The 25,823-nt window shown below is 56.1% G+C and carries 32 protein-coding genes and 1 tRNA gene; 18 read left to right on the forward strand and 15 right to left on the reverse strand.

Features of this window, described 5'->3' with window-relative positions; translation table 11 throughout:
- Positions 1 to 114: 114 nt before the first annotated feature.
- The 7 genes from RHM56_RS16870 (at position 115) to RHM56_RS16900 (ending at position 5,366) form a co-directional block, all read left to right on the forward strand.
- Positions 115 to 1,092 carry a tripartite tricarboxylate transporter substrate binding protein gene (locus RHM56_RS16870; protein WP_322234173.1) on the forward strand — a complete coding sequence of 326 codons (978 nt, stop codon included), beginning with the start codon at positions 115 to 117 and terminating at the stop codon, positions 1,090 to 1,092.
- A gap of 55 nt (positions 1,093 to 1,147) precedes the next feature.
- Positions 1,148 to 1,606 carry a tripartite tricarboxylate transporter TctB family protein gene (locus RHM56_RS16875; RefSeq protein ID WP_322234175.1) on the forward strand — a complete coding sequence of 153 codons (459 nt, stop codon included), beginning with the start codon at positions 1,148 to 1,150 and terminating at the stop codon, positions 1,604 to 1,606.
- 1 nt (position 1,607) lies between these two features.
- The gene (locus RHM56_RS16880; RefSeq protein WP_322234178.1) at positions 1,608 to 3,128 is read left to right on the forward strand and encodes a tripartite tricarboxylate transporter permease; all 1,521 of its coding nucleotides are present in this window, start codon (positions 1,608 to 1,610) and stop codon (positions 3,126 to 3,128) included.
- Positions 3,121 to 4,155, forward strand: coding sequence for an AbrB family transcriptional regulator (locus tag RHM56_RS16885; protein WP_322234181.1), 1,035 nt, complete (start codon positions 3,121 to 3,123; stop codon positions 4,153 to 4,155). Before RHM56_RS16880 ends, RHM56_RS16885 begins: the two co-directional genes overlap by 8 nt.
- A 156-nt stretch (positions 4,156 to 4,311) precedes the next feature.
- Positions 4,312 to 4,575, forward strand: coding sequence for a helix-turn-helix domain-containing protein (locus RHM56_RS16890; protein WP_322234183.1), 264 nt, complete (start codon positions 4,312 to 4,314; stop codon positions 4,573 to 4,575).
- Positions 4,576 to 4,615: 40 nt separating this feature from the next.
- Positions 4,616 to 5,026, forward strand: coding sequence for a head completion/stabilization protein (locus tag RHM56_RS16895; RefSeq protein ID WP_322234185.1), 411 nt, complete (start codon positions 4,616 to 4,618; stop codon positions 5,024 to 5,026).
- Complete coding sequence (locus tag RHM56_RS16900) at positions 5,016 to 5,366, forward strand: putative holin (RefSeq protein ID WP_322234188.1); 351 nt, start codon at positions 5,016 to 5,018, stop codon at positions 5,364 to 5,366. The genes RHM56_RS16895 and RHM56_RS16900 overlap by 11 nt, the downstream gene beginning before the upstream one ends.
- A 1-nt stretch (position 5,367) precedes the next feature.
- Here the strand turns inward: RHM56_RS16900 and RHM56_RS16905 are convergent, their stop codons facing one another.
- Positions 5,368 to 5,787: a helix-turn-helix domain-containing protein gene (locus RHM56_RS16905; RefSeq protein WP_322234190.1), complete on the reverse strand. Its 420-nt coding sequence runs from the start codon at positions 5,785 to 5,787 to the stop codon at positions 5,368 to 5,370.
- A 340-nt stretch (positions 5,788 to 6,127) separates the two neighbouring features.
- On the opposite strand from RHM56_RS16905, the gene RHM56_RS16910 reads away from it, so the two are divergent.
- Together RHM56_RS16910 and RHM56_RS16915 are read left to right on the forward strand one after the other, a co-directional pair.
- Entirely contained in the window at positions 6,128 to 6,397 is a 270-nt protein-coding gene (locus RHM56_RS16910) for an ogr/Delta-like zinc finger family protein (protein ID WP_322234192.1), read from the forward strand.
- Entirely contained in the window at positions 6,394 to 6,753 is a 360-nt protein-coding gene (locus RHM56_RS16915) for a hypothetical protein (RefSeq protein ID WP_322234194.1), read from the forward strand. Before RHM56_RS16910 ends, RHM56_RS16915 begins: the two co-directional genes overlap by 4 nt.
- A gap of 232 nt (positions 6,754 to 6,985) precedes the next feature.
- Here RHM56_RS16915 and ung read toward each other — a convergent pair whose 3' ends face one another.
- A complete protein-coding gene (ung, locus tag RHM56_RS16920; protein ID WP_322234197.1) occupies positions 6,986 to 7,678 on the reverse strand; it encodes a uracil-DNA glycosylase in 693 nt (230 codons plus the stop codon).
- A gap of 147 nt (positions 7,679 to 7,825) precedes the next feature.
- Positions 7,826 to 8,116: a hypothetical protein gene (locus tag RHM56_RS16925; protein ID WP_322234200.1), complete on the reverse strand. Its 291-nt coding sequence runs from the start codon at positions 8,114 to 8,116 to the stop codon at positions 7,826 to 7,828.
- A gap of 226 nt (positions 8,117 to 8,342) precedes the next feature.
- On the opposite strand from RHM56_RS16925, the gene RHM56_RS16930 reads away from it, so the two are divergent.
- From RHM56_RS16930 to RHM56_RS16945, 4 genes are all read left to right on the forward strand, one after another.
- Positions 8,343 to 8,564 (forward strand): cysteine-rich CWC family protein, encoded by a 222-nt coding sequence (locus tag RHM56_RS16930; protein WP_322234202.1) that lies wholly within the window; start codon positions 8,343 to 8,345, stop codon positions 8,562 to 8,564.
- Between the two features lie 33 nt (positions 8,565 to 8,597).
- Positions 8,598 to 9,293, forward strand: coding sequence for a pseudouridine synthase (locus tag RHM56_RS16935; RefSeq protein WP_322234204.1), 696 nt, complete (start codon positions 8,598 to 8,600; stop codon positions 9,291 to 9,293).
- Positions 9,294 to 9,420: 127 nt separating this feature from the next.
- Positions 9,421 to 10,293 (forward strand): alpha/beta hydrolase, encoded by an 873-nt coding sequence (locus RHM56_RS16940; RefSeq protein ID WP_322241797.1) that lies wholly within the window; start codon positions 9,421 to 9,423, stop codon positions 10,291 to 10,293.
- Positions 10,294 to 10,400: 107 nt separating this feature from the next.
- A tRNA-Gly gene (locus tag RHM56_RS16945) sits at positions 10,401 to 10,474 on the forward strand.
- Positions 10,475 to 10,652: 178 nt separating this feature from the next.
- Here RHM56_RS16945 and RHM56_RS16950 read toward each other — a convergent pair.
- The 11 genes from RHM56_RS16950 to RHM56_RS17000 all read right to left on the reverse strand — a co-directional run bounded on the left by RHM56_RS16950 (position 10,653) and on the right by RHM56_RS17000 (position 20,351).
- The gene (locus RHM56_RS16950) at positions 10,653 to 11,657 is read right to left on the reverse strand and encodes an isopenicillin N synthase family oxygenase (RefSeq protein WP_322234207.1); all 1,005 of its coding nucleotides are present in this window, start codon (positions 11,655 to 11,657) and stop codon (positions 10,653 to 10,655) included.
- 13 nt (positions 11,658 to 11,670) lie between these two features.
- Positions 11,671 to 12,414: an amino acid ABC transporter ATP-binding protein gene (locus tag RHM56_RS16955; RefSeq protein ID WP_322234209.1), complete on the reverse strand. Its 744-nt coding sequence runs from the start codon at positions 12,412 to 12,414 to the stop codon at positions 11,671 to 11,673.
- Positions 12,414 to 13,127, reverse strand: a complete 714-nt coding sequence (locus tag RHM56_RS16960; protein ID WP_322234211.1) for an amino acid ABC transporter permease — start codon at positions 13,125 to 13,127, stop codon at positions 12,414 to 12,416. The genes RHM56_RS16955 and RHM56_RS16960 overlap by 1 nt, the downstream gene beginning before the upstream one ends.
- Entirely contained in the window at positions 13,124 to 13,822 is a 699-nt protein-coding gene (locus tag RHM56_RS16965) for an amino acid ABC transporter permease (protein ID WP_322234214.1), read from the reverse strand. Before RHM56_RS16965 ends, RHM56_RS16960 begins: the two co-directional genes overlap by 4 nt.
- Positions 13,823 to 13,919: 97 nt before the next feature.
- Positions 13,920 to 14,744, reverse strand: coding sequence for a transporter substrate-binding domain-containing protein (locus RHM56_RS16970; RefSeq protein ID WP_322234217.1), 825 nt, complete (start codon positions 14,742 to 14,744; stop codon positions 13,920 to 13,922).
- A gap of 290 nt (positions 14,745 to 15,034) precedes the next feature.
- Positions 15,035 to 15,922, reverse strand: a complete 888-nt coding sequence (locus RHM56_RS16975) for a metal ABC transporter substrate-binding protein (RefSeq protein WP_322234219.1) — start codon at positions 15,920 to 15,922, stop codon at positions 15,035 to 15,037.
- Positions 15,923 to 15,954: 32 nt separating this feature from the next.
- The gene (locus RHM56_RS16980) at positions 15,955 to 16,824 is read right to left on the reverse strand and encodes a metal ABC transporter permease (protein WP_322234222.1); all 870 of its coding nucleotides are present in this window, start codon (positions 16,822 to 16,824) and stop codon (positions 15,955 to 15,957) included.
- Positions 16,821 to 17,576 (reverse strand): zinc ABC transporter ATP-binding protein AztA, encoded by a 756-nt coding sequence (gene aztA / locus RHM56_RS16985; RefSeq protein WP_322234224.1) that lies wholly within the window; start codon positions 17,574 to 17,576, stop codon positions 16,821 to 16,823. The genes RHM56_RS16980 and aztA overlap by 4 nt, the downstream gene beginning before the upstream one ends.
- A 243-nt stretch (positions 17,577 to 17,819) precedes the next feature.
- The gene (locus RHM56_RS16990; protein ID WP_322234227.1) at positions 17,820 to 18,455 is read right to left on the reverse strand and encodes a LysE family translocator; all 636 of its coding nucleotides are present in this window, start codon (positions 18,453 to 18,455) and stop codon (positions 17,820 to 17,822) included.
- A gap of 149 nt (positions 18,456 to 18,604) precedes the next feature.
- The gene (locus RHM56_RS16995) at positions 18,605 to 19,759 is read right to left on the reverse strand and encodes a phosphatidylserine/phosphatidylglycerophosphate/cardiolipin synthase family protein (RefSeq protein ID WP_322234228.1); all 1,155 of its coding nucleotides are present in this window, start codon (positions 19,757 to 19,759) and stop codon (positions 18,605 to 18,607) included.
- A gap of 1 nt (position 19,760) precedes the next feature.
- Positions 19,761 to 20,351 carry a YceI family protein gene (locus tag RHM56_RS17000; RefSeq protein ID WP_019411436.1) on the reverse strand — a complete coding sequence of 197 codons (591 nt, stop codon included), beginning with the start codon at positions 20,349 to 20,351 and terminating at the stop codon, positions 19,761 to 19,763.
- 232 nt (positions 20,352 to 20,583) lie between these two features.
- Here RHM56_RS17000 and olsB point away from each other — a divergent pair, with 232 nt between their 5' ends.
- Both olsB and RHM56_RS17010 read left to right on the forward strand, forming a co-directional pair.
- Positions 20,584 to 21,339, forward strand: coding sequence for an L-ornithine N(alpha)-acyltransferase (gene olsB, locus RHM56_RS17005; protein WP_322234232.1), 756 nt, complete (start codon positions 20,584 to 20,586; stop codon positions 21,337 to 21,339).
- Complete coding sequence (locus tag RHM56_RS17010) at positions 21,339 to 22,151, forward strand: lysophospholipid acyltransferase family protein (RefSeq protein WP_322234235.1); 813 nt, start codon at positions 21,339 to 21,341, stop codon at positions 22,149 to 22,151. The genes olsB and RHM56_RS17010 overlap by 1 nt, the downstream gene beginning before the upstream one ends.
- A 344-nt stretch (positions 22,152 to 22,495) precedes the next feature.
- On the opposite strand, the gene RHM56_RS17015 is transcribed toward RHM56_RS17010, so the two are convergent.
- The gene (locus RHM56_RS17015) at positions 22,496 to 23,083 is read right to left on the reverse strand and encodes an ACP phosphodiesterase (RefSeq protein ID WP_322234237.1); all 588 of its coding nucleotides are present in this window, start codon (positions 23,081 to 23,083) and stop codon (positions 22,496 to 22,498) included.
- A 170-nt stretch (positions 23,084 to 23,253) separates the two neighbouring features.
- Here RHM56_RS17015 and RHM56_RS17020 point away from each other — a divergent pair, with 170 nt between their 5' ends.
- From RHM56_RS17020 to RHM56_RS17030, 3 genes are read left to right on the forward strand one after another with little or no spacing between them, the layout of a single operon-like run.
- Positions 23,254 to 23,556 carry a metalloregulator ArsR/SmtB family transcription factor gene (locus RHM56_RS17020; protein WP_322234240.1) on the forward strand — a complete coding sequence of 101 codons (303 nt, stop codon included), beginning with the start codon at positions 23,254 to 23,256 and terminating at the stop codon, positions 23,554 to 23,556.
- Between the two features lie 11 nt (positions 23,557 to 23,567).
- Positions 23,568 to 24,734 carry an MFS transporter gene (locus RHM56_RS17025; protein ID WP_322234243.1) on the forward strand — a complete coding sequence of 389 codons (1,167 nt, stop codon included), beginning with the start codon at positions 23,568 to 23,570 and terminating at the stop codon, positions 24,732 to 24,734.
- Positions 24,735 to 24,754: 20 nt separating this feature from the next.
- Positions 24,755 to 25,810 (forward strand): alkene reductase, encoded by a 1,056-nt coding sequence (locus RHM56_RS17030; RefSeq protein ID WP_322234245.1) that lies wholly within the window; start codon positions 24,755 to 24,757, stop codon positions 25,808 to 25,810.
- Positions 25,811 to 25,823 lie beyond the last annotated feature (13 nt).

Genomic DNA, 25,823 nt, shown 5'->3' on the forward strand with positions numbered 1-25,823 from the left:
TCCATGACGCCCACGATGCACGGCATTTGCCCTGCGTAAACGTTGGCGATGGTAACGGCTTGATAGCGACACATTTCTGCTCGCTAAAAAAACAATAACTCCTGTGGAGACACCATGAACTTCTCACTGCGCAATCTTGCTCTTGCGGCTGGCTGCATGCTCGTTGCTGGCCAACTAATGGCTGAACCGAAACGCCCGGAATGCATCGCCCCGGCCTCTCCTGGCGGTGGTTTTGACCTGACCTGCAAACTGGTGCAAAGCGCACTGGTGAACGAAAAACTGCTCAGCAAACCCATGCGCGTGACCTACATGCCAGGGGGCGTGGGCGCCGTGGCGTATAACGCAGTGGTTGCCCAGCGCCCGGCAGATGCCGGCACGCTAGTGGCCTGGTCCAGCGGCTCGCTGCTGAACCTGGCCCAAGGCAAGTTCGGGCGTTTCGATGAAAGCGCTGTTCGCTGGCTCGCGGCTGTCGGCACAAGCTACGGCGCTATCGCTGTTAAAAGTGATTCGCCCTACAAGAACCTCGACGATCTGGTTCAAGCGCTGAAAAAAGACCCGAGCAAAGTGGTTATCGGCTCTGGCGGCACAGTCGGCAGCCAGGACTGGATGCAAACGGCCCTGATCGCTAAGGCGGCCGGTATCAACCCGCGTGACTTGCGTTACGTGGCCCTGGAAGGCGGTGGCGAAATTGCCACGGCACTGCTGGGCGGGCACATCCAGGTCGGCAGCACCGACATTTCTGACTCCATGCCTCACATCCAGAGCGGCGATATGCGCCTGTTGGCGGTGTTTGCCAATGAGCGCCTCGACGAGCCGGAAATGAAAGACATCCCGACCGCCAAAGAACAGGGCTACGACATTGTCTGGCCTGTTGTGCGCGGTTTCTACCTGGGGCCAAAAGTCAGCGATGCCGAGTACGCGTGGTGGAAGGATGCCTTCGACAAACTGCTGGTTTCCGAAGAGTTCGCCACCTTGCGTGATCAGCGTGAACTCTTCCCGTTCTCCATGACCGGGCCGGAGCTGGACACTTACGTGAAAAAACAGGTGGCCGACTACAAAATCCTGGCCCAGGAATTTGGCCTCATCCAGTAACCGCCGCTGATCACAGGCTGTGCCCTTGAACACGGGCACAGCCCTGGAGTGAACCATGCTCTTACAACGTATTTTTGCCTCGGCGCTGCTCATTGTCTGCGCCGGTCTGGCGGCGATGGCCTGGCCGTATCAAGCTTCGTTCTCCTACGAGCCGGTCGGACCTCGCGCCTTCCCGCTGTTGATGCTCGGCCTGATGGGCCTGGGGTTGATCTACATGATCTTTCGCCCTACGCCGGTGGTGCACAGCGAAGACGACCCGCAACTGGATCGCGAAACCCTGATCAAGATTGGCCTGTGCACGGTACTGCTGCTGATCTTTGCCGGCACATTCGAAACACTCGGTTTCATCCTTAGCGCCATGCTGGTCGGCATCCCGATGGCTCGCCTGTATGGCGGCCGCTGGTTGCCCAGCATTGTGATCATCAGCCTGATGAGCGTCGGCCTTTATCTGTTGTTCGATAAAGCCATGGACGTTCCGCTGCCACTTGGCCTGCTCGACGTTCTGGAGAACTGATATGGATACTTTTGGCTATTTGGGCCAGGGCTTCGGCGTCGCGCTCAGCCCTTACAACTTGATCACCGCACTGTGCGGCACGTTGATCGGTACTGTGGTGGGTTTGTTGCCCGGGCTTGGGCCGATCAACGGCGTAGCACTGCTGATCCCGATTGCCTTCGCCTTGGGGCTGCCACCCGAGTCAGCGCTGATTTTGCTGGCGGCTGTGTACCTGGGCTGTGAATACGGCGGTCGTATCAGCTCCATTTTGCTGAACATCCCGGGCGAAGCATCGACCGTGATGACCACCCTCGACGGCTACCCTATGGCCCGTAAAGGCCTGGCAGGCGTGGCGTTGTCATTGTCGGCCTGGAGTTCTTTTATCGGGGCCTTTATTGCCACGTGCGGCATGGTGCTGTTCGCCCCGCTGCTGGCCAAATGGGCAATTGCCTTTGGTCCGGCAGAATATTTCGTGCTGATGGTGTTCGCGATTGTCTGCCTCGGCGGCATGGCGGGCGACCGGCCGCTCAAGACCTTTATCGCAGCGCTGATTGGCCTGTTTCTGTCGTGCGTTGGAATTGATGCCAACAGCGGGGTCTACCGTTTCACCGGGGACAACATCCACCTGACTGATGGCATCCAATTCGTCGTGCTGGTACTCGGGCTGTTTTCCATCAGTGAGATTCTGTTGCTGCTGGAAAAGACCCATCGCGGGCAAGAAGCCGTGAAAGCGACCGGGCGCATGATGTTCAACTTTAAAGAAGCGTCGGCAGTGTTCGTGGTGAACATCCGCTGTGGTTTGCTGGGCTTCATCATGGGCGTGCTGCCGGGAGCCGGCGCAACCTTGGCCAGCGCGGTGGCGTACATGACAGAGAAACGCCTGGCGGGTGCTTCAGGCACATTCGGTCAAGGTGACTCGCGAGGGCTTGCTGCACCCGAAACGGCCATTGGCGCTTCGGCCTGCGGTGCACTGGTGCCCATGCTGACACTCGGTGTTCCGGGTTCTGGCACCACGGCGGTGATGATCGGCGCCTTGTCGCTGTACAACATCACCCCTGGCCCGCTGTTGTTTCAACAGCAACCGGACATTGTCTGGGGTCTGATCGCTTCGTTGTTTATCGCCAATATCATGCTGGTGATCCTCAACATCCCGATGATTCGTATCTTCACCCGGATTCTGTCGGTACCTAACTGGGCACTGGTGCCGGTGATTGCGATCATTACCGCCATCGGCGTTTATGCGGTTCACGCGACCACCTTCGACCTGTTCCTGATGATCGGTATCGGCATCTTCGGTTACATCCTGCGCAAGCTCGATTTTCCGCTTTCGCCAGTCCTTCTGGGGTTCATCCTTGGCGGTCTGATGGAGCAGAACCTGCGTCGTGCACTGTCGATTTCCAACGGTGCGCTGGACATCTTGTGGGCCAGCCCAATCACCATGGGTGTGTGGGTACTGGTCTCAATCATGCTGCTGTTGCCTATTCTGCGCATCTGGCGCAAACGCAGTGCCAAGCGCCGCGCCATGGCTGATGCCAATGCCTGAGTCCAGCTTTAAGAGTTGGTGGGCTACCCCGCTGGTCGGTCTGGCTGGCGGCTACCTCGCCAGCCTTATCGGCTGGCCATTACCTTGGATGGTCGGCTCTTTGCTCGCGATCATCCTGGTGCGCTGCCTGACCCCTTGGCAATTGACTGAGATACCCGGCGGGCGCAAATGCGGGCAATGGGTGGTGGGCATCGGAATCGGCCTGCACTTTACGCCGGTGGTGATGGAGCAAGTGCTTGCACACTTCGGACTGATCTTTGTCGGTGCACTGCTGACCAGCCTGTCGAGCGTTATCGGGGTATGGCTGATGCGCCGCAGCGGAGAAGACCGCGCCACTGCGTTTTTTTCCAGCATGCCCGGCGGCTCGGGGGAAATGGTTAATCTCGGCGCACGCAATGGCGCCGTATTAAGCCGTGTGGCTGGTGGTCAAAGCCTCAGGGTGCTGGCCGTCGTGTTGTGTGTACCAGCTGCCTTCAAATACGTGCTGGGCGAAGGCGCCCCCGCTGTGCAACCCAGCACAATCAACTATTACTGGTTAGCCGTGCTGTTTCCAGCCGGCGCCCTGCTGGCCTGGATATGGCAGCGCTTGCGTCAACCCAACCCCTGGTTGTTCGGGCCACTGCTGATCAGTGCCACCGTCAGTATCGCGTGGAACCTGCATATCGGTCTGCCTGACGGCAGCAGTCAAATGGGCCAATGGCTGATTGGCAGCGGGCTGGGCTGTCACTTCAATCGCGCTTTTTTCCGCCGAGCCCCCTCGTTCATCGGACGAACCCTGCTGGGCACTGCGTTGACGATGCTGATCGCCAGCCTGTGCGCGTTCGGCTTGAGCGCCCTGACCCATCTCGACCTGCGCTCCATCACTCTGGGCATGATGCCCGGTGGTATTGCAGAAATGAGCCTCACCGCAGAAACACTGCAGCTGTCAGTTCCACTGGTGACAGCCTTGCAAGTCATGCGTTTGCTCTTTGTACTCTTCTTGGCAGAGCCCCTATTTCGTTACTGGGCACGCGTCACACCCCGTTAACGCACAAACTTCACATATTACTGTAGGAATATTCCCGTACTGTAATCGATATTCCTACAAACCTGCTTCGTTGTTCCGCTGTTATCAGAACGATTATTTTTAGTACCTCAAGAATTATCCTTCCGTCCGGCACAACACTAAAAGCAAGGGCAGCATATGAAAAAAATTCCTCTTTGCGAAGCGCCTCTCTCGGCCCCAAAACCGTATTCTTCACCGCACTTTGTGCCGACTCTCACCCCCAAAGAGCAGGAAATACTCGAGTGGTGTGCTCAAGGAAAGACCAGCGCTGAGGTGGCGATTATTTTGAAAAGATCAGAAGCAACTATCAATTTCCACATCGCCAACTTACGGCTCAAATTTGGCGTTACGTCGCGTCATGCTGCCGTCCTCAAAGCCATAAAACTCGGCATGCCTTTATAAGCTTATTGGGCGCCACGAGAGATCGCCAAGGGATATAACCATGAACACTCCCATCACTTACGCACCCACTTTTCATTGCCCCACCGATGATACGTTTTGGCCGCCCGTCAATTTGAGACAACTAAGGGACGCTCTGTCATTAAACTCAACCATCAGCGAGGCTCGACTTAAAATAGCGGCACTGGGCGCCACATCAAAAGTAAACAAGACGCTCGCTGCCTGGCGCTTTAACTTTCGACAACAAGGCTATGTTCATCTCGAACACGTACCTGCCCCAAGCATTGATGATTGTTCAATATTAGTGACGTACTACATCAACGCCATTGAAACAACCACTGCCCTTGAACTTTTCCACCATCTCAAAGTCGCAGAGTGCGGACGGGCGTGCCACCTTGACGAGGTATCCCCCAAAGGCCTATTCACGTGTGAGAACAGGCATCATGACGAATGAACTCTTTAGTTTTGCTACTCATTGGTACCTCAACGCCGGGTTGCCCATCATCGAGATGATCGATCGTGATGCGGTCTTTGGGGCGTCTCTGGGGGCATGGGTTGCGACCAGCGCGCGCAGGACCCTCAAGGGCTGGCAACATTTTGGTTCGTTTCTCTTGAGTGCCTGCGTCGGGTATCTGTTCACACCGGTCGCCTTGCCACACCTGACAGGCTTGTCGGCTGGGGTCACTGCATTTATCTGTGCGCTAGTGGTTATTCCTATCAGTAATAAACTTATGATTTGGGTCAACACCATGGACATTGTCGATGTCATACGGCGGCTCAAAGGCCCCAAGTAATCTAAACACGGGGCATGACGACTTCAAGACACGCTGACAACTCTTTAACTTTTCTGTTCAGTCGCTGAAGCTGTTGCTTCTCTTCCATCATTTTATAAACGGCACGCTGATCTGAACGGTTTAACACACGAAACATCAACACGATTTTTTTCTCATACTCAGTCAGCCTGCCAAGTGATTCAACCAGGGGTTGTGGTGCCTGCAATAACATCGGGCCTTGGCCGCCAAACAACCAATCAAGAGAGATACCACGCGCCTGCGCCACCTCCATACATACCGAATAAGGAATACGGCCTCTGCCCTTCCAGCTACTGAGCGTTTGCGGGCTGACACCCAGCACCTCAGAAAGTCCGGAGTCCGTTTTCACGTGGGTTATTTTTTTCAACCGCCCGAGTATTTCAATTGATTTACTGCTATTCAATTTGAATTATTCCAATTTGACTTTGTTGTGTTTTTTGGCAGAATTTACGCACTTTGAGTAATTTAAAGCTCTAGATATGTAACAAATATCATCCAAACAAAATAATAGAGAAACAACAGACCAGGAAAAATTAAACACTTCCAAATAACACATCAAAAATATTACTTAACAGGAGTCAAAAATCTTACAAGCACGGTTAAAAAACCTTACCCTCCATCAATAAAACTGACGATCTCTTCTCATAGGCTGTCAGCTCGCACTGATCAATGGATTGGTCTTTTTTTGAAATTAACGTGCTTATTTAATCGGGCACAAAACAATAGTTCAACTGGAGTCAGTCATGAGCACTTATAAAATGGTTTGTCCGCATTGTTTAAGCAGAATGCGTATTCGCACCAGCGAAGGTCGACATATCTTCTTACGCGTAGCTTATTTGCAATGCACAACTGAAGCTTGCGGCTGGTCGGTCAGGGCCGAATTTGAAATGACCCATGAATTGTCTCCCAGTGGCATGCCGAACCCGAATGTTCATCTTCCAGGCGTCAACCAAGAGTTGCGCCAAGCGGCGCTGCCTACCGAGAAAATTGTTGATGAGAGCGTACGAGCATGATCCCTATTTACTCTCAAAGCGATGGACAGCACTGTATTCAGCAAGCGGCGCTGTTTTTTTTACAACGTTACCAGGCTCAACATGCCGGAAATGATCAGGTGCTATTTTGCAAAGCTGTTGAGTATTTGAGATCGACCTTTGAACTGGCCATGCCTCTTGCGGAAAAACTGGTCAGTGATGCCTATGGCGATCTGAAGATCCTCCATGAACGACGACGTCTGGACATCAGTGCGAGCATCGACACCCTTGCCGTCATTACCGACCCAGCCAACGGAATGACTTGGGCTGTGCCCGTCGGGGCAATTGTAGGAAGAGTGATTGAGGCGCCCGACAACCGGCGATTGCGCCTGGTCTGACTCGAGTCGACCGCTAGGCTCTGTACGAAATTTTTTCGCGCGAAGGTCAGGCAAGGCGAAAACAGGCGAGAAAGCGGAGTCTACGGGCTGTAAATGAGCATTTCGAGCCTGTTTTAAACGCAGCATTACCGAGCGCAGATACATTTCGTACAGAGCCTAGCGCGAGCCAGCACACCAGGCGCCTTACCTGGTGTGCCAAATATAGGACTGCCCCGAAGCAAACAAAGGCTGCTTAAATCGGCGGTAACGCCCAGTCGACAGGCGATAAGCCATTCTGCTCAAGAAACTTGTTGGTTCGGCTAAAGTGCCCATTGCCGATAAAGCCGCGGTACGCAGACAACGGCGAAGGATGTACCGACGTCAGCACCAGATGCTTGGTTGCATCAATCAGCTTTTGCTTGCTCTGCGCATGAGCCCCCCATAACAAAAAGACCAGCTTGGGCTGCTCCTCACTCACCACTTGAATAATGCGATCAGTGAAACGTTCCCAGCCTTTCTTTGCATGGGAAGCGGCAATCCCCCGCTCCACAGTCATGGTCGTATTGAGCAGCAGAACCCCTTGATCCGCCCAATGCTGCAAGCAGCCATGCGGGGCGACATCAATATTCAAATCGCGTTTGAGTTCTTTATAGATGTTGGCCAGTGAGGGCGGCACAGCGATGCCCGGTTGCACTGAAAAGCACAAGCCATGTGCCTGACCCGGCCCGTGGTAGGGGTCTTGCCCAAGAATCACCACTTTGATTTTATCCAGCGGGGTGGAGTTCAACGCATTGAAAATAAGCGGACCCGGCGGGTAAATTTCTTTCCCGGCCGCGTGCTCAAGCCGCAAGAATTCACGCAGCTCGCTCATGTAGGGCTCATCGAACTCCTCACGCAAAGCCTGCTTCCAGACAGCTTCAAGTTTTATACGATCATCCGACGTCATGGCTATACCCTGAAAAACAATGCCGCGGACACTAAAAAAGCTCGCCCCTATTGTCAATTGATCAATGCACCTGTGCCTTGCATCACAGGCTGACATAACGAACGTCAGCCTGTGACAAGCCGTGCGGGACCGGAGCCTTAAGCCCCTTTATCGGCCTCCCCACCCCCTGCCCTGGCCTGAGCCGTAACCACCGCCATAGCCACCCCCATAGCCGTTGTGATACCCAGGAGACGGACGGTAGCCGGGACCCCAGTAACGTGGCGACGGCGCGTAGTAGCCCCGTGGGTAGACGTAGTAAGAACGATAACCGCCGTAGTAATAGGGTGCTGGCGAGGTATACACCTCGGTAGCGCGATAACCGCTATAGCCCGAGTAATACGGCACGCAAGCAGACACAGCCAAACTCAACACAACAATAGTGAGTAGACGACGATACATGGCGGCCTCCTGGACCGCTAAAGGGCACGCACCAGCGGCGCTGGACGGCGTCAAACAGCAACGCTGCCTGACATTTTTTAAGACCGTCAACATTAGGCTCGGTGCCATGAATTAAAACTGTCAGACCAGCGGATCCACCCAGGCTTGATGCATCGCCCGGCGCACAGGGTTTTCACAACGCATACAATCAAACCACTGACGCTGGCCCACCAACGGACACCCCGACATGACTGCCCCCAACCTCTGCCCCGCCTGCGGTGCGCGCAATGACTGCTCAATGGCCAGCGCTGAAACCAAGGACCAACCCTGCTGGTGCTACAGCGTCAGCATTGACCCGCAGATCCTCCAGGCTTTGCCGCTCGAACAACGCAACAGTGCATGCCTCTGCCCGCGTTGCGCAGACGTGTTAAACCCATTGCCGCCAGCACCGACTGAACAGCTCACGTAAGATGCACGCCTGTCTTTCTTGTGATTGATCGCTATGCGCGTAGACCGTTTTCTTAGCAACTTGCCCCAGTTCAACCGCCAGCAAGCCCGCCTGTTGCTCATAGAAAAACGAGTTCGGGTCGATGGTCAGGTTGTGTCTGACCCGCACCATGATGTCCGGGAATTCAGCTGTGTCGAGCTTGACGATCAGGTCTTGCAAGCCGGTAAACCTGCGCGCTATTTGATGCTGCACAAACCGCCTGGCTGCGTCAGCGCCACCCAAGACCCCGAACACCCGACGGTGCTTGATCTGCTGAACGAAGCGGACAAACACGACCTGCATATCGCTGGCCGACTGGACTTCAACACCAGCGGCCTGATGCTCATCACCAATGATGGCCACTGGTCACGCCATCTGACTCAACCGCAGACCAAATTGCCCAAGGTGTATTACGTCGAGACCGAGCAGCCCATCAGCGGCGAATATGTCGCCAAGTTCGCTGAGGGGGTGTATTTCGCCTATGAGAACCTGACCACATTGCCCGCCAAACTGGAGTTGATCGGCCCTTGCAGTGCGCGTTTGAGCATCGTGGAAGGCCGCTACCACCAGGTCAAACGCATGTTTGGCTACTTCAACAACAAAGTCGTGCGCTTGCACCGTGAAAGCATTGGCCCCTTGACCCTCGACAGCCGGCTTGCTCCAGGCGAGTACCGAGCACTCACCGATCAGGAAAAAGCTGCGATCTTTTAAAAGATCAAAAGATCGCGAGACAAGCTCGCTCCTACAATTGAATGCACGTATGGCCCCGCCTGCCTGTCACAATCACAGCGCATTATCCGTCTGACCGACGCTCGATTCACTGGAGTCAGACGCCATGATGAAGCCCGAAATCGCTGTGCTCGACATTCAAGGGCAATATCGGATTCATACCGAGTTCTATCACTCTGATACCGCAGAAAACACCATCATCCTGGTCAACGGCTCTATGGCTACCACAGCCTCGTTTGCCCAAACCGTGAAGAATCTGCACCCGTATCTGAACGTCGTGCTGTACGACCAGCCTTATGCTGGCAAGTCCAAACCGCACAATCGGCACCAAGACATGCTGACCAAAGAACTCGAAGCCCACGTGCTTCTGGAACTGGCCGAGCATTTTGATGCGCAGTACTTACTGTCATTTTCATGGGGGGGCACAGCTGCGCTGACCGCACTGGCGAGCGCACCACGACGCATCGAAAAAGCCGTTATCAGCTCCTTTTCGCCGCTCATCAACGCCCCCATGCGCAACTACCTAGAGCGCGGTCGCCGTTGCCTTGCAGACTGCAACCGCACGCAAGTCGGCAACCTGGTCAATGACACCTTGGGCAAACACTTACCCTCGCTGTTCAAGCGTTTCAACTTTCGGCACGTCAGCACCTTGGCCGAGCATGAATACGCTCAAATGCACTTTCATATCGATCAGGTACTGACGGGCGATCAGCAGTGCTACCTCAACGCCACGAAAAGCATTGAAATACCCGTGCTATTTATTAATGGCGCCTGGGATGAGTACACCGCAGCCAGCGACGTCGTGCAGTTTGCGCGCCCGATCCGCAACAGCCAGTTTATTTGTCTGGAAAACACCGGGCACTTTCTGGACATGGAACACAAGCAGGCCAGTCACATCAGCAAGATTGCCCTGCTGAACTTTTTAAAGCCGCCTGCGCCATTATTTTCCAGAGCGCCGAAACCCATGTCGCTTGCGCTGTGATGCGCCCAGCTACAAGGAAAAGTTTTAAACAACGTCAAAAATTGGCTGTTTCAAGAATAAAAACTTCTCATCAGAGCCAACTTCTGGTACAAAGTTAGCCGCTTTGAGCGGGTATAGTTTAGTGGTAGAACGAAAGCTTCCCAAGCTTTAGATGAGGGTTCGATTCCCTCTACCCGCTCCACATTTTCAAGCGCTTTCTGGCTTATCTGCCGACTTCTTGCTTAACCTCCTTCTCCTATATCCCTATTTAACTGAAAGACCGCGACCGTCTATTTACGACTGCCCGCGGGAGCCGCTGCAAGCTGCGATCTTTTGATAGTCCTGAACAACAGGCAATTGCATTGTGCCTCCCCCTCATCTCACAACAAGCTCTCACGCAGTTGTGGAAAGACCTTTGAAACCTTGTTCAACAAGTAGTCGCCATACTCTCCGTGGAAGGCATGCACATTGGCCTTGTCCCAGCGCTGGGCGCTGTCGTCCTGCTGCTCAACCACGGGTAAGCCGCCAATCGGTTGCACGCGGGCACGGAAGTTGGGATCGAAGAACAACGGGAACGACAACCGATCGGAGCCCGAGGTGTTGCGTGCAACACGATGCGGCGTCGAGCGATATAAGCCACCTGTCATGCGATCCAGCATATCGCCGATGTTGCACAAAAATGCGCCTGGGATGGGCGTCGCATCGATCCAGCCTTGGGGAGTGCGCACTTGCAGGCCGCCGATGCTGTCCTGATGAAGAAGGGTCAACAGCCCATAATCGGTGTGTTCGCCCACGCCCCATTGCACATCCAGCCCCTCTGGAACGGGTTGCGACGGGTAGTTGAACAGGCGGAACAGAATCAATGGGTCGGCCGTGTAGCGATCAAAAAAATAATGCTCGTCCAACCCCAGGCTCAAGGCGACGCCTTCCATCAAGCGATGCCCCAATTGAGTGACGGCCTGCATGTAAGCCAGGATGGTTTCGCGAAAGTCGACAACATCAGGAAACAGGTTGGCGCCATGAACCGGGGTTTTGGCCACGACTTCGGGTGCCGATTCATCCAGCTCAGTCCCCAGGTACAACCCTTCTTTCCAGTCTGGCCGGTTTGATGTCAGCTCGCCGCCAAGCGGGAAGTAACCGCGCCAGGCGCGCCCACCCAGCTCCATCCGCCAACGCAATTTAGTGGCCTCATCCAGAGCAAAAAACTCATGGCTCAAGGTTTCCAGCCGCTGCACCAGTGCAGGGTCGACCCCATGCCCGATGACATAGAAAAAACCCTGCTCGCGGCACGCACGGCTGATCTGTTCAGCGACTTCACCACGTCCGTTTTTGGTAAACAGTGATGCCACATCAATGATAGGTAATTCCTGGATCGCAGTGCTCATGACAACTCAACCCTCAAACAGCAGAAGAAAAAGGTGTGCGGATATCCGCTAAAAATTTCTGCGTGCGCGGATGCTGCGGGTTCTGGAAAAACGCTTCGGCCGGTGCTCGCTCTAGCACCCGCCCCTGATCCATAAACAACACCCGGTCTGCGACTTCGCGCGCAAAGCCCATTTCATGGGTCACCACGACCATCGTCATGCCATCGCGAGCCAGATCGCGCATGACCAACAACACTTCCCCAACCATCTCCGGGTCCAGTGCGCTGGTCGGCTCATCAAACAACATCAGTGGCGGTCGCATCGCCAGCGCCCTCGCGATGGCCACCCGTTGCTGCTGCCCCCCCGAGAGATTGGCGGCGAAGGCATCCGCCTTGTGCGCAAGCCCCACACGGTCCAGCAACACCATGGCTTCTTTGCGAGCGTCAGCAACGCTCAGGCCGCGCAGTCGAATCGGCGCCAGCGTGCAGTTTTCCAGCACAGTGAGGTGCGGGAACAGGTTGAACTGCTGGAACACAAAACCGATATGTGAGCGAAACTGGTTCAGGTCCAGGCCCTTGGCATGAATGTCTTGGCCATCAATCAGAATGCGTCCGGACTTGATCGGTTCGAGGCGATTGAGCGTGCGAATCAATGTCGATTTGCCAGAACCCGACGGCCCGCAAATCACCACCACTTCGCCCTTGGCAATGTGCTCGTCGACATCCACCAGCGCGTGGTAGGCGCCATACCATTTATTAACCTGCTCCAGCCGAATCATCAGGCAACCTTGCTGTGGTCAGTTAAGGAAACACGTTGCGTCTGCCGCCGCTCCAGCCAAAAGGCGAAACGCGACAAGCCAAAGCACAACACAAAATACGTGAGCCCCAGAATCAGGTAGACCTGAGCGGGCATGGTGAACACCTGAGTGTTGATCTGCGAAGCGATAAAGGAAATTTCCGATAGGCCAATGATGTAGCCCAACGAGGTCTCCTTGATGGTCGACACAAACTGGTTGACCAGCGACGGCAGCATTGTGCGCAGCGCCTGAGGCAGGATGACCCAGCGCATCGTGCGCCAATAACCAAAGCCCAGCGAGCGCGAGGCTTCCACCTGCCCGCGATCAAGCCCCTGCACCCCGGCGCGAACGATCTCTGACAGGTACGCCGCGTCGAAGATCACCAACGCAATCAGCATGGTGGTGAATTGGTCGGTCTTGAAGCCGGTGAGGCTGGGCAGAAAAAAATACGCCCAAAAAATAACCATCAATAACGGGGTGCCGCGCACCACAAACACCAGCGCCGTGACCGGCCAACGCAGCCAGCGCCACGGACTGAGTCGCGCCAACCCGAACAGCACGCCCAGCGGCATCGCCAACACCAGCGCAGAAGACGCCAGAATCAAGGTCAGTGCCAGCCCGCCGAGTGGTCCGTTGGGGTATTGACCGACCAGGAAATACACCCAGTACGAATCGATCAACTCTACTGTGGTCATCGTGATTTCGCCTGCACGTAGCGGTGTTGGTACCACGCCGCAGCGCCGGTGATCAGCAGCGACACGCTGAGGTAAGCCGTTGTGGCAAAGGCAAAGGATTCAAGGCTGCGAAATGTTGCGGTTTCAACCTGACCGGCCTGATACATCAACTCGGCCACACCGACCACGGTGGCGATACTGGTGTTTTTCCACAGATTGAGGGTTTGCGAGATCAGCGGCGCAATGGTCACCCGCAAGGCTTGCGGCAAGACCACCAGACGCATGCTCGCAAGGTAACCAAACCCCAGGGCTCGCCCAGCTTCCAATTGCACGATGGGGATCGCGCGGATACCACTGCGAATGTCTTCGCTCATAAAGGCTGCGGTGTACAGCGTCAACGCGACGATGGCGCTGATAGCCTCAATGTTGCCGGCGTAGAGCCACTCGCGAAAGGACTCAGGCAAAAACTCGGGCGCCGCGAAATACCAGAACAACATGTGCGCCAGCAGCGGAATATTTCGAATCGACTCGACGTAGGCAAAACCCAGCCATTGCAACGCACGCACAGGTGACAGGCGCAGCAAGGCAACCAACAGCGCCAGCGGCAGTGCGCACAGTAACGTGACACAGGCGAGCTTGATGGACAGCATCAAGCCACTGAGCAGCATGTCGTGGTATTGACCGCTCAGGAGTAACGAATAATCAAAATCCAGCATCTCGCGCAAAACTCTTGGAGACCGGCTGGCCATTCATTGGCGTTGCCTGGGGTTACCAGACCAGCAATGTCACGACCAGCCCGCCTAATGGCAGCGGTTACTCAACCTGATCGGAGTCGATCTTGAAATGGCGCTCGGCCTGGTTCGATTTGGTGCCAGGGCCGTACCATTTCAGGTACAACTTCTCGGCCTCACCCGAGCTTTCAAGACGTGCGAGCGTTTTGTCGACGGCCACTTTCAAGTCGCCACTGTCTTTGGGCAACGCCAGCGCCAGTGCTTCGATGCTGAGGTTTTCAGGGAGGATTGCGTAGCCCTTGGCGGCTGCGCCGATCTTCGCGTAATCGTTAGTCAGAGCCGACTCATCATCGACAAAGGCCTTGCCTTTGCCTTGTTGCAAGGCCAGCAGCGCTTGTTGCGAGGTGTCAAACGTCACGACTTTAGCGGTAGGCAGTGCCTTTAGGATGTTGGGTTCCTGAGTGCCACCTTTCACGGTCAGAATTTTCTCCCCGGCCAGTTGATCAAGCGCGGTAACGCCGCTGGACTTCTTCACCATGGCTTTTTGCCCAGTAATCAACACTGAATACGAGAAATCGACCAACGCCTCACGCTCTTTGTTGTGCGTCAGCGAAGCGGCCAGCAGATCGACTCGCCCCTGCTGCAACTCAGGAATGCGCGCCGCTACGGCAATCTGTTTGTAGACCGGCTTGACCCCCAGGTCCTTGGCAATTTCATTTCCCAGATCGATCTCATAACCGATGATCTGACGGGTCTTGGGGTCAACGAAACTGTTGGGCTCATCAGTACCCAAGGTACCAATAACGATCTCGCCCTTGTTTTTGATGGCAGCTACATCGGCGAAAGCGCCTGCGCTCACCAGAAAAAGTGCGGCAGCAACGGCTGAACTCAGAAGGCTAATTCTCATCCCAGGATCTCAAAAGAAAAACTCAAGAAGGTGGCCCCAGCCACTGATCAGCAGTGCAGGCCATTAGCCTTGGATACTAGCAATCCGAACTTAAAGAGATAAAAGAACTATTTAATATATCTATATCGCATTAATGATTAGCGCAAAGGGCTACAGGCCTCGAAGAGACCTGTAGCCGCTGCCGAAGAATGAGGCTGCGATGGGTGGCGCAGCGACCCCAAACGGCGGTCCTGCGCTCCGCATCGCAGCCTCGCTTTGCTCTTCAGCGGCTACAAGAGTGCGATAGACGTTTAATTGCCTTTCATGGCCGCCGTCAGCTTATCGACGTTGTAGCGAAACATCTGCGCGTAGGTGGGTGCCGGGCCATCGGTGGGTGACAGCGATTCAACGTAAAGCTCGCCACCCGGTTGCGCGCCGCTGGCATTAGCGATTTGCTTGACCAGCCGCGGGTCGCTGGAATTTTCGAAGAAGTAGGTGCTGACGTGTTCTTGCTTGATTTGTTTGATCAACTTGGCCACGTCCGAAGCCGATGCTTCAGTTTCTGTCGACAAGCCCAACGGCGACAGGAACGTCACGCCATAGGCATCGCCGAAGTAACCAAACGCATCGTGCGAGGTCAGGACCTTGCGTTTGTCACTGGGGATTGACTGGACCTGCGCGCGAGCATAAGCATCCAGTTGTTCCAGTTGCTTGATGTACTGCTCGCCCTTGGCTTGATAATCGCGGGCATTGGCCGGGTCGGCTTTTTGCAAGGCACTGATGATATTGCGCACATAGACTACGCCATTCGCCGCACTGTTCCAGGCGTGCGGGTCGGTGATCTGCTTGCCGTCTTCCTCCATGCTGCGGGTCTTGATGCCATTGGACAGCACCACCGGCTGGTCTTTGTAGCCCGAGGCCTTGATCAGGCGATCGAGCCACCCTTCAAGGTGCAAGCCGCTGACAAAAACGATGTCGGCGCGCTTCAAGGCTTGCGCATCGTTGGGCGTCGGCTCGTAGGCATGCGGGTCGCCATTGGGGCCAATCAGTGAGGTCACGTGCACATGGTCACCGCCCACGTTATGCACCATGTCGGCGATGACGGTGAACGACGCTACCGCTTCGATGGGTTTGGCCTGAGCAAGACCGGCAATACTCGACAATGCGAAAACAGCAGCCAGCAGTGTTAACGGCTTCATTCGAATCCCCTCTTCTTTTTGCGTGTCTGAAATCAGTGGGCGAGATGCGCTTTCGGGAACAGGCGGCGCACAATGCCGCTGCGCCCGAATAGCAGCGAAAAGACATAAAAGGCGCTGGCGGTCAGCACAATCGCGGGGCCGGACGCGACACCGGCATGAAAGGAAACGATCAAGCCAATAAAGCCTGACAAGGTGGCAACCAGCGTCGAGATGATCATTAGCGCGCTCAAGGACGTGGCCCAGAACCGCGAGACGGTCGCCGGAATTATCATCATGCCCACAGCCATCAATGTGCCAAGTGCCTGGAAGCCCGCCACCAGGTTGAGCACCACCAGCAACAGAAACAGCACGTGATACAGCGATCCGCTGCCGCCGACTGCACGCAGAAACCCTGGATCAAAACACTCCAGCACCAGCGGTCGATAAATCAGTGCGAGCACGATCAAGGTAAATGAGGCGATGCCACCGACCATGAAAATGGCCGGGTTATCGATGGCCAAAATCGTGCCGAACAGCACATGCAGCAGGTCCACGCTGGAACCATGCAACGAGACAATCAGTACGCCTGCCGCCAGAGACGTCAGATAAAAACTCGCGAAACTGGCGTCTTCACGCAGGGTCGTGAATCGGCTGACCAGCCCTGACAGCAACGCCACCAAGAGGCCTGCGATCAATCCACCAAACCCCATCGCAGGCAATGACAGACCTGCAAACAGAAAACCCACCGCCGCTCCCGGCAACACCGCATGGCTCATGGCATCTCCGACCAGACTCATGCGGCGTAACATCAGCAACACACCCACCGGGCCAGAACCGATACCGAGCGCCAGGCAGGCAATCAGGGCTCGGCGCATAAAACCAAACTCGACAAAAGGCTGAATCACCATCTGATAAATCATCATGACAGCGGCTCCTCATTCATCGCGCAGGGTGTTGCGTCATCACTCCAGTACTCCGCCATGTTGCGCGCCCGACGCAAATTGTCGGCGTGCAACACGGTTTCGGTGTCGCCCCAGGCAATTGCTTCGCGCGCCATCAGCAACGTAGTGGGGAAGTGTTTGCGAACCTGGTCTATGTCGTGCAAAACCGCGATCACGGTGCGGCCCTGACCATGCCAGTCGCGGATCAGCTTCAGCAGATCTTGCGTGGTGCGGGCGTCAATGGCCGTGAAGGGCTCGTCCAAGAGAATGACCGACGCGTTCTGCATCAATAAGCGTGCGAACAGCACCCGCTGGAATTGACCTGATGAAAGCGACCCGACACTGCGGCTTTCAAACCCTTCCAGCCCTACCGCCAGCAATGCTTCTTGCGCCTGCCGGGCCTGCTCGCGACTGACACCGCGAAAAGCGCCGATGCTGCGCCACGCGCCCATGATCACCGTGTCTGCAACGTTTAACGGAAAGCTGCGGTCGATCTCGGCCGCTTGCGGCAGATAACCGACATTGCGCAGCGCAAGACTGCCGCGATCGACGTGCCCGGCGGCAGGTTTTAACGTACCGGCAATGGCTTTGATCAGCGTCGACTTGCCGGCGCCATTGGGGCCAACAATCGCCGTGAGGCTGCCGGCCTCAAAACACCCGCTGATGTGGTGTACCGCAGGGCGGCGTTCGTACGTGACGGTAAGGTCATCAAGGCTAATGCTGACAGCACTCATGGAATAGACACCGCCCATACAATGCCCAGCCACAACACAACCAGAATGGCCAAAGAAACCAGCAGTCGCCTACCCGCAGATTGAGCCAGTGCAGAACCGGCGATTACGCCAGCAAGGGGGGATCGAGAAGTCTTCACGCGGGTCGCTCGAAATATAATGTAATGATATTACATCCCGATAATGCGTTATGCCTAGTGAATATGTGCTACCGATCATCGAACGCTGCACGCCTGGCAGTTCACCTCAATCGTTAGTGCTCACCAACCCTGGCAGGGCATGCGCCAAGGCACTGATCGCAAAACCGATAAACATCACGCCGCACAAACGGGTAATCAGCACTTCATGACGTTGATACAGCGCCCGGACATGCCCGGCCCCCACGATCCCGATCAAGATCGCATAAGCCAGCGCCCCGCCCACAAAGCTCAAGGCGATGAGCCAAGGCAGCATGGACCAGGTCAGCAGTTCTGCACGCCCTGACAGCAGCGCAGTAAATGTCGCCACGGCCACCGGATAGGCTTTGGGATTGGTCAAGCCAAAGATAATACCGTGGGCAAAGGGCTGTCGGGCCGGGCCTTGTTGCGCCCCGCTACTGCGCTTGGCCCGGACGGCACGCAGGCCCAGCCAAAACAGGTAAAGACCGCTGAGCAGGCCGAGCACATTGAAGGCGGTGCTGCCAAATTCGCGTGCACCGACAATCGCAATCAGCGCCGTGCTGCACCAAATCACATCCCCCAACAAATGCCCGCAGAGAAATCCGGCGCCCGCACGACGCCCGCGGGCAGCACCAATACCAAAAACGGCCAGGACGCCTGGGCCCGGAGTGATGCCATAGATAAAGCCCGAGGCCAGGACGGCCAGCAACAACGAAGGTGTCATGCAAAACGCTCCAGAAAAATCAGGCTTCACGCTTTCCAGTCACCCGTGAAGGGGTTCGATTTTGCACGTTCTGAAACGTTATGTAACCGCGTGTTAAACAAAAGGCTAGGTAACCCCCAACAAAACACTGTGTTTAAACAGACAAGGCATTAGCGACGCCCAAAAAAGTTCACTACCAGCCGGTCAACCCAGCCCCAGATACGCTGTTTAACTCGCCGCCACAGGGGCCGTGACTGCCAGGTTTGCAGACTGATGGGCTGACTCTGGGCGAAGTCAGCGATAAAACTGGCGGTCACCGCCTGAGTCAGCGCAGGGTCGAGCGCTTCAAGGTTGGCCTCAAGGTTGAAGCGCAGGTTCCAATGATCAAAGTTGCAGGAACCGATGCTGGTCCAGCCGTCGACCAGCACCATTTTGAGGTGCAAAAAACACGGCTGATATTCAAAAATCTGCACCCCGGACTTGAGCAGTCGCGGGTAGTAGCGATGCCCGGCATAGCGCACAGACGGGTGATCGGTGCGCGGGCCCGTCAGCAGCAGGCGCACATCAACCCCCCGATTGGCCGCACGGCGCAGCGAGCGCCGAACACTCCAGGTCGGTAAAAAATAAGGCGTGGCCAACCAGATGTTCTGTTTGGCGCTGTTAATGGCCCGCACCAGCGAATGCAAAATATCGCGATGCTGATGAGCATCGGCATACGCCACACGGCCCATGCCCTCGCCCTTTTCAGGCACCCGCGGCAACCGCACAAGCCCGAAGTGCCTGGCGGGTTTCCAGGCCTTTCGGCTGATGTTGGCGCGCCATTGACGCTCAAACAGCATCTGCCAGTCTTGAACCAGCGGGCCTTGAATCTGGACCATGACTTCATGCCAGTCACAGGTGTTTTCGAGGGGTTGCCAAAACTCATCGGTAACACCCGTCCCGCCCACCACCGCCAACTGCTGATCAACCAGCAACAATTTGCGGTGATCGCGGTACAGATTATTCAGACCACGGCGCCAGCTCAGCGGGTTGTAAAACCGAAGCTCAACACCGGCCTCGGTCAGCCTGCGACGCAAGCCCGAGGTAAACGCCAGGCTGCCATAGCCATCGAACAGACAGCGCACCCGCACCTCACGCCGAGCTGCTTGTTCAAGCGCATGGACGATGGTTTCAGCGCAGCTTCCGGCTTCAACCAGATAGAGTTCAAGATCGATGTGTTCTTGCGCCTGCTCGATGGCCGCCAGCATCCGCGGAAAAAATCTCGGGCCATCGATCAGCAATTCGAACTGATTGGCGCTGCGCCATGGAAACACTGCGCCGGCCATATCAGCGGGCCGTGAAAATCAGCACCGCGCTCACCGGTACTGAAAAGCTGATTGCCGACAACCCGGCCAATTTACGCAGGCTTTCAAGTTCTGGCTGCAAGCCAAAGTCTTCGGCTTGCAGCATCAGTGGCTCCAGGGTCACGACTTGAAAACGATGTTCGTCCAGACGTGTCGCCAACAGTTCGGCCTCATAGGTGTGCTGCTTGTCACGCAAATGGACAGTCACCGGCAAGTGCAATTCCAGTTGCGCGCCAGGTGCAAGGTCGTTGATCGGTTGCAGGTTTATTTGCGCGGTAATTCGCGCCTCCGGGAAGTGCTTGAAATCAAACAACTGATCGCGCATACGCTCATCGCGCAAAGGCACCGCGCTGTTGACCGAGTCCATTTCGATACGCAATTGCGCCTGTCCCTTGCGGTCCACTTTGCCGTGCAACACCAGAAAACGGTGCATGTTCGCGACATTGGCATTTTGCGTGGTGATAAATGCAAGGCGGGATGACTCACCGTCCAGGTACCAATTGGCCTGAGCAGACAGGCTCACACCCAAGGTCAATAACAGGGCGCAAGTGGACGATAAAAACGCTTTAAACATAGAAACTCATCGACAGATAAACAGGAACGAACAGTACCCCTAGTGGAGGGATCTGGGCAGGATTTTATTACGCTGCGTTAAGACGCTCATCGGCAGCGCCAGTTCCTTGAGGCCGAATGGGCTGTCATACAAGCATCACCCAATTGTCATGGTCATGACACTGCGGCTCCTTAGCCTGAGATTGCACACCTCAGTCGACAAGGCAGGCTTGATACCTGCACGGAGATTCGCAATGGCCCAGATCGCCCGTATCCGCGACACCGCTCAAGAACGCCGACTGCAGGCAGAACGCTTGCTTGGCCCAGAGGCCTTGCGCGAGGCTCAAGCCTTGCGCTTTCGTGTCTTCAGCGGCGAGCTGAACGCCAAGCTGAAAAGCGCAGAACGGGGTCTGGACATAGACGATTACGATGCTCACTGCGAGCACATTGGGGTGCGTGACCTTAATACCGGCCTGTTAGTCGCCACCACGCGCCTGCTGGACCACAGTGCCGCGCGAAACATCGGTCACTTTTACAGTGAAGAAGAATTCAGCCTTCACGGCCTGGCTCACCTGCAAGGGCCGATCCTTGAGATTGGCCGTACGTGTGTCGATCCGGCCTACCGCAATGGCGGCACCATCGCTGTGTTGTGGGGCGAATTGGCTGAAGTCCTCAATCAGGGCGACTACCACTACCTGATGGGCTGCGCGAGCATACCGATGCAAGACGGCGGCATCCAGGCCCAGGCGATCATGCAACGCCTGCGCGAGCGTTATCTGTGCACTGAACACTTGCGTGCCGAGCCTAAAAAGCCGCTGCCTGCGCTGGAAGTCCCGGCCAACGTCATCGCCGAAATGCCGCCGCTGCTCAAAGCCTACATGCGCCTGGGTGCCAAGATTTGCGGCGAACCCTGCTGGGATGAAGACTTTCAGGTCGCGGATGTTTTTATCCTGCTCAAGCGTGACGAGCTGTGCCCGCGTTATGCGCGCCACTTCAAGGCAGCCATGTAATGAGCCGCTTGCGCCGATACGGGCGAGTGGCACGCGTGCTCGCGGTGGTCAGCCTGGGGCTGGGCATGGCGAGTATTTTCGGGTTGATGGAGCAACTGCGCCTGAACAGCACGATGGACCGTCGGCAGCGCTGGTCGCAGTTTTTCATGAAGCGCCTCAGCAACGCCCTGCCCTTTCAGGTCACAGTTTTTGGCGAGTTGCCTGCAACGCCGATGCTGTGGGTCAGTAACCATGTGTCATGGACGGATATTGCGTTGCTGGGGCAACTGACTCCGTTGTCGTTTTTGTCCAAGTCAGAAGTGCGTGGCTGGCCCGTGGCCGGATGGCTGGCGGCCAAGGCAGGCAGTCTGTTTATTCGCCGGGGGGCAGGCGACAGCCAGCAGATTCGCGAGCAAATGACTGACCATTTGCGACAACAGCATTCGTTGTTGATGTTTCCTGAAGGCACGACGACCGACGGTCGTTCAGTGCGTACCTTTCATGGGCGGCTGTTGTCGGCGGCGATTGACAGTGATGTGTCATTGCAGCCGGTGGCTATTCGTTATTTGCGTGAGGGTGAGCCTGATGCGATAGCGCCGTTTATTGGGGATGATGATTTGCTGTCGCATTTGCTGAGGTTGTTTTCTCACGAGCAGGCGCAGGTTGAGATTCATTTGCTGGAGCCGATTGTTTGTCAGCAGCAGGAGCGCGCGGCGCTGGCGTTCAGGGCTCAGGAGGCGATTCGAAGGGTGGTGACGGGGGCGCCGGAACACATCGATTTCGTAGCAGTTGCCGAGCCTGCGAGGCTACGTCCGATTGCGCAGCGATCGTAAGCACTTACATTTAAACCTGCTGCGGTTTTTCGTGCGCCATAGAACTGTGGGAGTCTGGCTTGCCAACGATGGGGGGCGCCACGGCTGAACGCCTGTAGTCGCTGCCGAAGGCTGCGATCGGGTTGGTGCGCCACTGCGACGAAGCGGCAGCGCTTCTAAGGTTTTGCGTACATATCCATTTGATTTATTAAGGCTTTTTACGGGTTTCGCCCTTACGGCGAGGCACTATTGTCAAACAGCCACAAAAGTCCCCAAAAAGGCCTTGCTCCCACGTACGGCTTTCGCTTCGCTCAGGTTCCCTCGCGAGGTCGCAGGTAGATCAAAATCAACAGCCAGATCAAGAGCTACTGCGGCTGAATCCGTTTTTCTTTCTCTGCAAACGCTTGCAATTGCGGGTAGAAGGCTCGGAAGTCTTCGCTCAGCGGTTCGTAGAGGGTGCGCAGGTCTTGCATGGCGCCAGTCAGTTCTTGCGGGTGCGACAAGCGCCGGGCGATGCCTTTGAAGACTTGTTCGAGTACGCCAAAGTCTCGATAGGATCCCAGCCAGTCATTCGCTGCCATGTGCGGGGCGATGGTGGCCAGGCGTTTGGGTAGCTGGGGTTGCGATTTAAGGACTTTGTAGAAGTCTGTGGTGAAGCGCTCTAAGGGGCCTTCGGCATAGTGCGACCAATCACGCGCGAGGCAGTGATCGAAGAATACGTCGAGCACGATGCCTGCGTAGCGGCGCCGGGTTTGGGTGAAGCGCGACAAGGATTGGTCAACCAACGGGTGGGCGTCAGTAAAGACGTCAATGCTGCGATGCAGCTGGATAGCAGATTCAATCGCCAGGCTGTACTGGCCCTGCAGGCGCCCTTTTACGAAGTCGCCATAAAGGCTACCGAGTAATTCTTCTGGCCGCTGGCCACCAAGGTGCAGATGTGCGAGATAATTCATGCCGCGCAGTTTAGCACTCCACTATTCAGCACGACCTATAAATATCGTTATAACCCGATATACCGATTTGTACTGATTTCAGATCGAAATCATATTTGTATATCGCGATATTACGATTTAAAGTTCGCCTCATCGCGATATAACGCTACACACCATTGAGCACTGCCACTATGCCGATCGACCTCGACGAAATAATAAAAGCGCTGGCACACCCAGTACGCCGAGAAATCATTCGCCTGCTTAAAAATCCGCAGGTTGAGTTTCCTGACCAGCATCACAGCACTGAGCACGGCGTATGTGCCGGGCAATTCGATCAACGCTTCGGCCTGTCGCAATCCACTGTTTCTGCCCACCTTGCCACGTTGCAACGTGCTGGCTTGATCAGCAGCCAAAAGGTAGGTCAGTGGCACTTTTTCAAACGTAATGAGGAAACCGTTCAGGCTTTCCTCACAACACTGAGCCAAGAGCTTTAACAAGGATTTCCATGCCTCTCTCGCTACTCATCCTGGCGCTCAGCGCCTTTGCCATCGGGACCACGGAATTTGTGATCATGGGCTTGCTGCCCGATGTCGCAGCCGATCTTGGTGTTTCTATCCCCGGCGCTGGCTGGCTGGTGACGGGTTACGCATTGGGCGTGGCTATTGGTGCGCCATTTATGGCGCTGGCCACAGCCAAGCTGCCGCGCAAGGCCGCTCTTGTCGCGTTGATGGGCATATTCATTGTCGGCAATCTGCTCTGCGCACTGGCCAGTGATTACAACGTGCTGATGTTTGCCCGTGTGGTCACTGCGTTGTGTCACGGCGCGTTCTTCGGCATTGGCTCGGTGGTGGCCGCAGGTCTGGTGCCTGCCAACAAGCGCGCGTCTGCTGTCGCGCTGATGTTTACCGGTCTCACGCTGGCTAACGTGCTGGGCGTGCCATTGGGCACCGCTCTGGGCCAGGCAGCAGGATGGCGCTCTACGTTTTTTGCCGTGACGGTGATTGGTGTAGTGGCGTTGATTGGTCTGATCCGCTTTCTGCCGGCCAAGCGTGACGAAGAAAAACTCGATATGCGGGCCGAATTGGCCGCGCTCAAAGGCGCCGGGATTTGGCTCTCTCTGAGTATGACCGCGCTGTTTTCTGCGTCGATGTTCACCCTTTTTACCTACGTCGCGCCATTGCTCGGCGACGTGACCGGCGTATCGCCCACTGGCGTGACCTGGTCGCTGCTGCTGATCGGCCTGGGCCTGACTGTCGGCAATATCATCGGCGGCAAATTGGCAGACAAGCGTTTGTCCGCCACCTTGATCGGCGTCTTTATCGCGATGGCGGTGGTGTCGACTGTATTGAGCTGGACCAGCGTTGCGCTGATTCCAACCGAGATCACGCTGTTCCTGTGGGCCACCGCCTCGTTTGCCGCAGTACCCGCCCTGCAAATCAACGTTGTGACCTTCGGCAAAGCGGCACCGAACCTGGTGTCCACACTGAACATCGGCGCCTTTAACGTCGGTAACGCGCTTGGCGCCTGGGTGGGCGGCAGTGTGATTGCCCACGGTTTCGGCCTCACCAGCGTGCCATTGGCCGCTGCTGTACTGGCAGTACTGGCGCTGCTGGTCACCCTGATTACTTTTCGCCAGAACGGCAATGCCGAGCTGGCCACTGCGACACACTGATCCTTGAGAGGGCTGCATAAATGACCACGATTTTTGATCCGATCAAGCTGGGCGATCTCGAACTGCCCAACCGTATCATCATGGCGCCGCTGACTCGCTGCCGTGCCGATGAAGGTCGAGTTCCAAACGCGCTGATGGCTGAATACTACGTTCAGCGCGCCTCTGCCGGGCTGATCTTGAGCGAAGCCACTTCGGTAACCCCGCTGGGTGTCGGCTACCCGGACACCCCGGGCATCTGGTCCGACGAGCAAGTGCGCGGCTGGACGAACATCACCAAGGCTGTACATGCCGCCGGTGGCCGTATCTCTTTGCAACTGTGGCACGTTGGGCGGATCTCCCACTCGCTGTACCTGAACGGTGAAGAACCGGTTGCTCCTAGCGCTATTGCAGCCAAAGGCCACGTCAGCCTGGTGCGCCCAAAAGTTGATTTCCCTGTACCGCGCGCTCTGGAAACGGCTGAGATCGCAGACATTGTCGATGCGTATCGCACCGGCGCCGAGAACGCCAAAGCTGCCGGTTTTGACGGCGTTGAAGTTCATGGCGCCAACGGCTACTTGCTGGATCAGTTCCTGCAAAGCAGCACCAACCAGCGTACCGATCAGTACGGTGGCTCCGTAGAAAACCGTGCACGGCTGATGCTTGAAGTCACCGATGCCGTCATCGAAGTCTGGGGCGCTGGCCGGGTTGGCGTGCACTTGTCTCCACGTGCCGACTTGCACGACATGGGCGATGAAAACCTGGCTGAAACCTTTGGCTATGTGGCCAGCGAACTGGGCAAACGCGGTATCGCGTTTATCTGCTCGCGTGAAGCCGAAGGCCCGGACAGCCTGGGCCCACAGCTCAAGGCAGCGTTTGGCGGCGCTTACATCGTCAACGAACGCTTCACAGCCGAAAGCGCCAATACCTGGATTGCTGAAGGCAAGGCTGACGCTGTCGCGTTTGGCGTGCCTTTTATCGCCAACCCTGATCTGCCAGCACGCTTGAAGGCTGGTGCGCCGCTCAATGAGGCACATCCTGAAACCTTCTATTCGAAAGGCCCGGTCGGCTACATCGACTACCCAACGCTGCAAGCCTGACCGGTTCACCCTG

It is taken from the genome of Pseudomonas sp. CCC3.1, assembly GCF_034347405.1.
Classification (GTDB): Bacteria; Pseudomonadota; Gammaproteobacteria; order Pseudomonadales; family Pseudomonadaceae; genus Aquipseudomonas.

Bases quoted from the DNA above. Each gene is read 5' to 3' on its own strand.
- RHM56_RS16870 (WP_322234173.1), top strand. From the start codon at position 115: ATGAACTTCTCACTGCGCAATCTTGCTCTTGCGGCTGGCTGCATGCTC.
- RHM56_RS16875 (WP_322234175.1), top strand. From the start codon at position 1,148: ATGCTCTTACAACGTATTTTTGCCTCGGCGCTGCTCATTGTCTGCGCC.
- RHM56_RS16880 (WP_322234178.1), top strand. From the start codon at position 1,608: ATGGATACTTTTGGCTATTTGGGCCAGGGCTTCGGCGTCGCGCTCAGC.
- RHM56_RS16885 (WP_322234181.1), top strand. From the start codon at position 3,121: ATGCCTGAGTCCAGCTTTAAGAGTTGGTGGGCTACCCCGCTGGTCGGT.
- RHM56_RS16890 (WP_322234183.1), top strand. From the start codon at position 4,312: ATGAAAAAAATTCCTCTTTGCGAAGCGCCTCTCTCGGCCCCAAAACCG.
- RHM56_RS16895 (WP_322234185.1), top strand. From the start codon at position 4,616: ATGAACACTCCCATCACTTACGCACCCACTTTTCATTGCCCCACCGAT.
- RHM56_RS16900 (WP_322234188.1), top strand. From the start codon at position 5,016: ATGACGAATGAACTCTTTAGTTTTGCTACTCATTGGTACCTCAACGCC.
- RHM56_RS16910 (WP_322234192.1), top strand. From the start codon at position 6,128: ATGAGCACTTATAAAATGGTTTGTCCGCATTGTTTAAGCAGAATGCGT.
- RHM56_RS16915 (WP_322234194.1), top strand. From the start codon at position 6,394: ATGATCCCTATTTACTCTCAAAGCGATGGACAGCACTGTATTCAGCAA.
- ung (WP_322234197.1), bottom strand. From the start codon at position 7,678: ATGACGTCGGATGATCGTATAAAACTTGAAGCTGTCTGGAAGCAGGCT.
- RHM56_RS16925 (WP_322234200.1), bottom strand. From the start codon at position 8,116: ATGTATCGTCGTCTACTCACTATTGTTGTGTTGAGTTTGGCTGTGTCT.
- RHM56_RS16930 (WP_322234202.1), top strand. From the start codon at position 8,343: ATGACTGCCCCCAACCTCTGCCCCGCCTGCGGTGCGCGCAATGACTGC.
- RHM56_RS16935 (WP_322234204.1), top strand. From the start codon at position 8,598: ATGCGCGTAGACCGTTTTCTTAGCAACTTGCCCCAGTTCAACCGCCAG.
- RHM56_RS16940 (WP_322241797.1), top strand. From the start codon at position 9,421: ATGAAGCCCGAAATCGCTGTGCTCGACATTCAAGGGCAATATCGGATT.
- RHM56_RS16950 (WP_322234207.1), bottom strand. From the start codon at position 11,657: ATGAGCACTGCGATCCAGGAATTACCTATCATTGATGTGGCATCACTG.
- RHM56_RS16955 (WP_322234209.1), bottom strand. From the start codon at position 12,414: ATGATTCGGCTGGAGCAGGTTAATAAATGGTATGGCGCCTACCACGCG.
- RHM56_RS16960 (WP_322234211.1), bottom strand. From the start codon at position 13,127: ATGACCACAGTAGAGTTGATCGATTCGTACTGGGTGTATTTCCTGGTC.
- RHM56_RS16965 (WP_322234214.1), bottom strand. From the start codon at position 13,822: ATGCTGGATTTTGATTATTCGTTACTCCTGAGCGGTCAATACCACGAC.
- RHM56_RS16970 (WP_322234217.1), bottom strand. From the start codon at position 14,744: ATGAGAATTAGCCTTCTGAGTTCAGCCGTTGCTGCCGCACTTTTTCTG.
- RHM56_RS16975 (WP_322234219.1), bottom strand. From the start codon at position 15,922: ATGAAGCCGTTAACACTGCTGGCTGCTGTTTTCGCATTGTCGAGTATT.
- RHM56_RS16980 (WP_322234222.1), bottom strand. From the start codon at position 16,824: ATGATGATTTATCAGATGGTGATTCAGCCTTTTGTCGAGTTTGGTTTT.
- aztA (WP_322234224.1), bottom strand. From the start codon at position 17,576: ATGAGTGCTGTCAGCATTAGCCTTGATGACCTTACCGTCACGTACGAA.
- RHM56_RS16990 (WP_322234227.1), bottom strand. From the start codon at position 18,455: ATGACACCTTCGTTGTTGCTGGCCGTCCTGGCCTCGGGCTTTATCTAT.
- RHM56_RS16995 (WP_322234228.1), bottom strand. From the start codon at position 19,759: ATGGCCGGCGCAGTGTTTCCATGGCGCAGCGCCAATCAGTTCGAATTG.
- RHM56_RS17000 (WP_019411436.1), bottom strand. From the start codon at position 20,351: ATGTTTAAAGCGTTTTTATCGTCCACTTGCGCCCTGTTATTGACCTTG.
- olsB (WP_322234232.1), top strand. From the start codon at position 20,584: ATGGCCCAGATCGCCCGTATCCGCGACACCGCTCAAGAACGCCGACTG.
- RHM56_RS17010 (WP_322234235.1), top strand. From the start codon at position 21,339: ATGAGCCGCTTGCGCCGATACGGGCGAGTGGCACGCGTGCTCGCGGTG.
- RHM56_RS17015 (WP_322234237.1), bottom strand. From the start codon at position 23,083: ATGAATTATCTCGCACATCTGCACCTTGGTGGCCAGCGGCCAGAAGAA.
- RHM56_RS17020 (WP_322234240.1), top strand. From the start codon at position 23,254: ATGCCGATCGACCTCGACGAAATAATAAAAGCGCTGGCACACCCAGTA.
- RHM56_RS17025 (WP_322234243.1), top strand. From the start codon at position 23,568: ATGCCTCTCTCGCTACTCATCCTGGCGCTCAGCGCCTTTGCCATCGGG.
- RHM56_RS17030 (WP_322234245.1), top strand. From the start codon at position 24,755: ATGACCACGATTTTTGATCCGATCAAGCTGGGCGATCTCGAACTGCCC.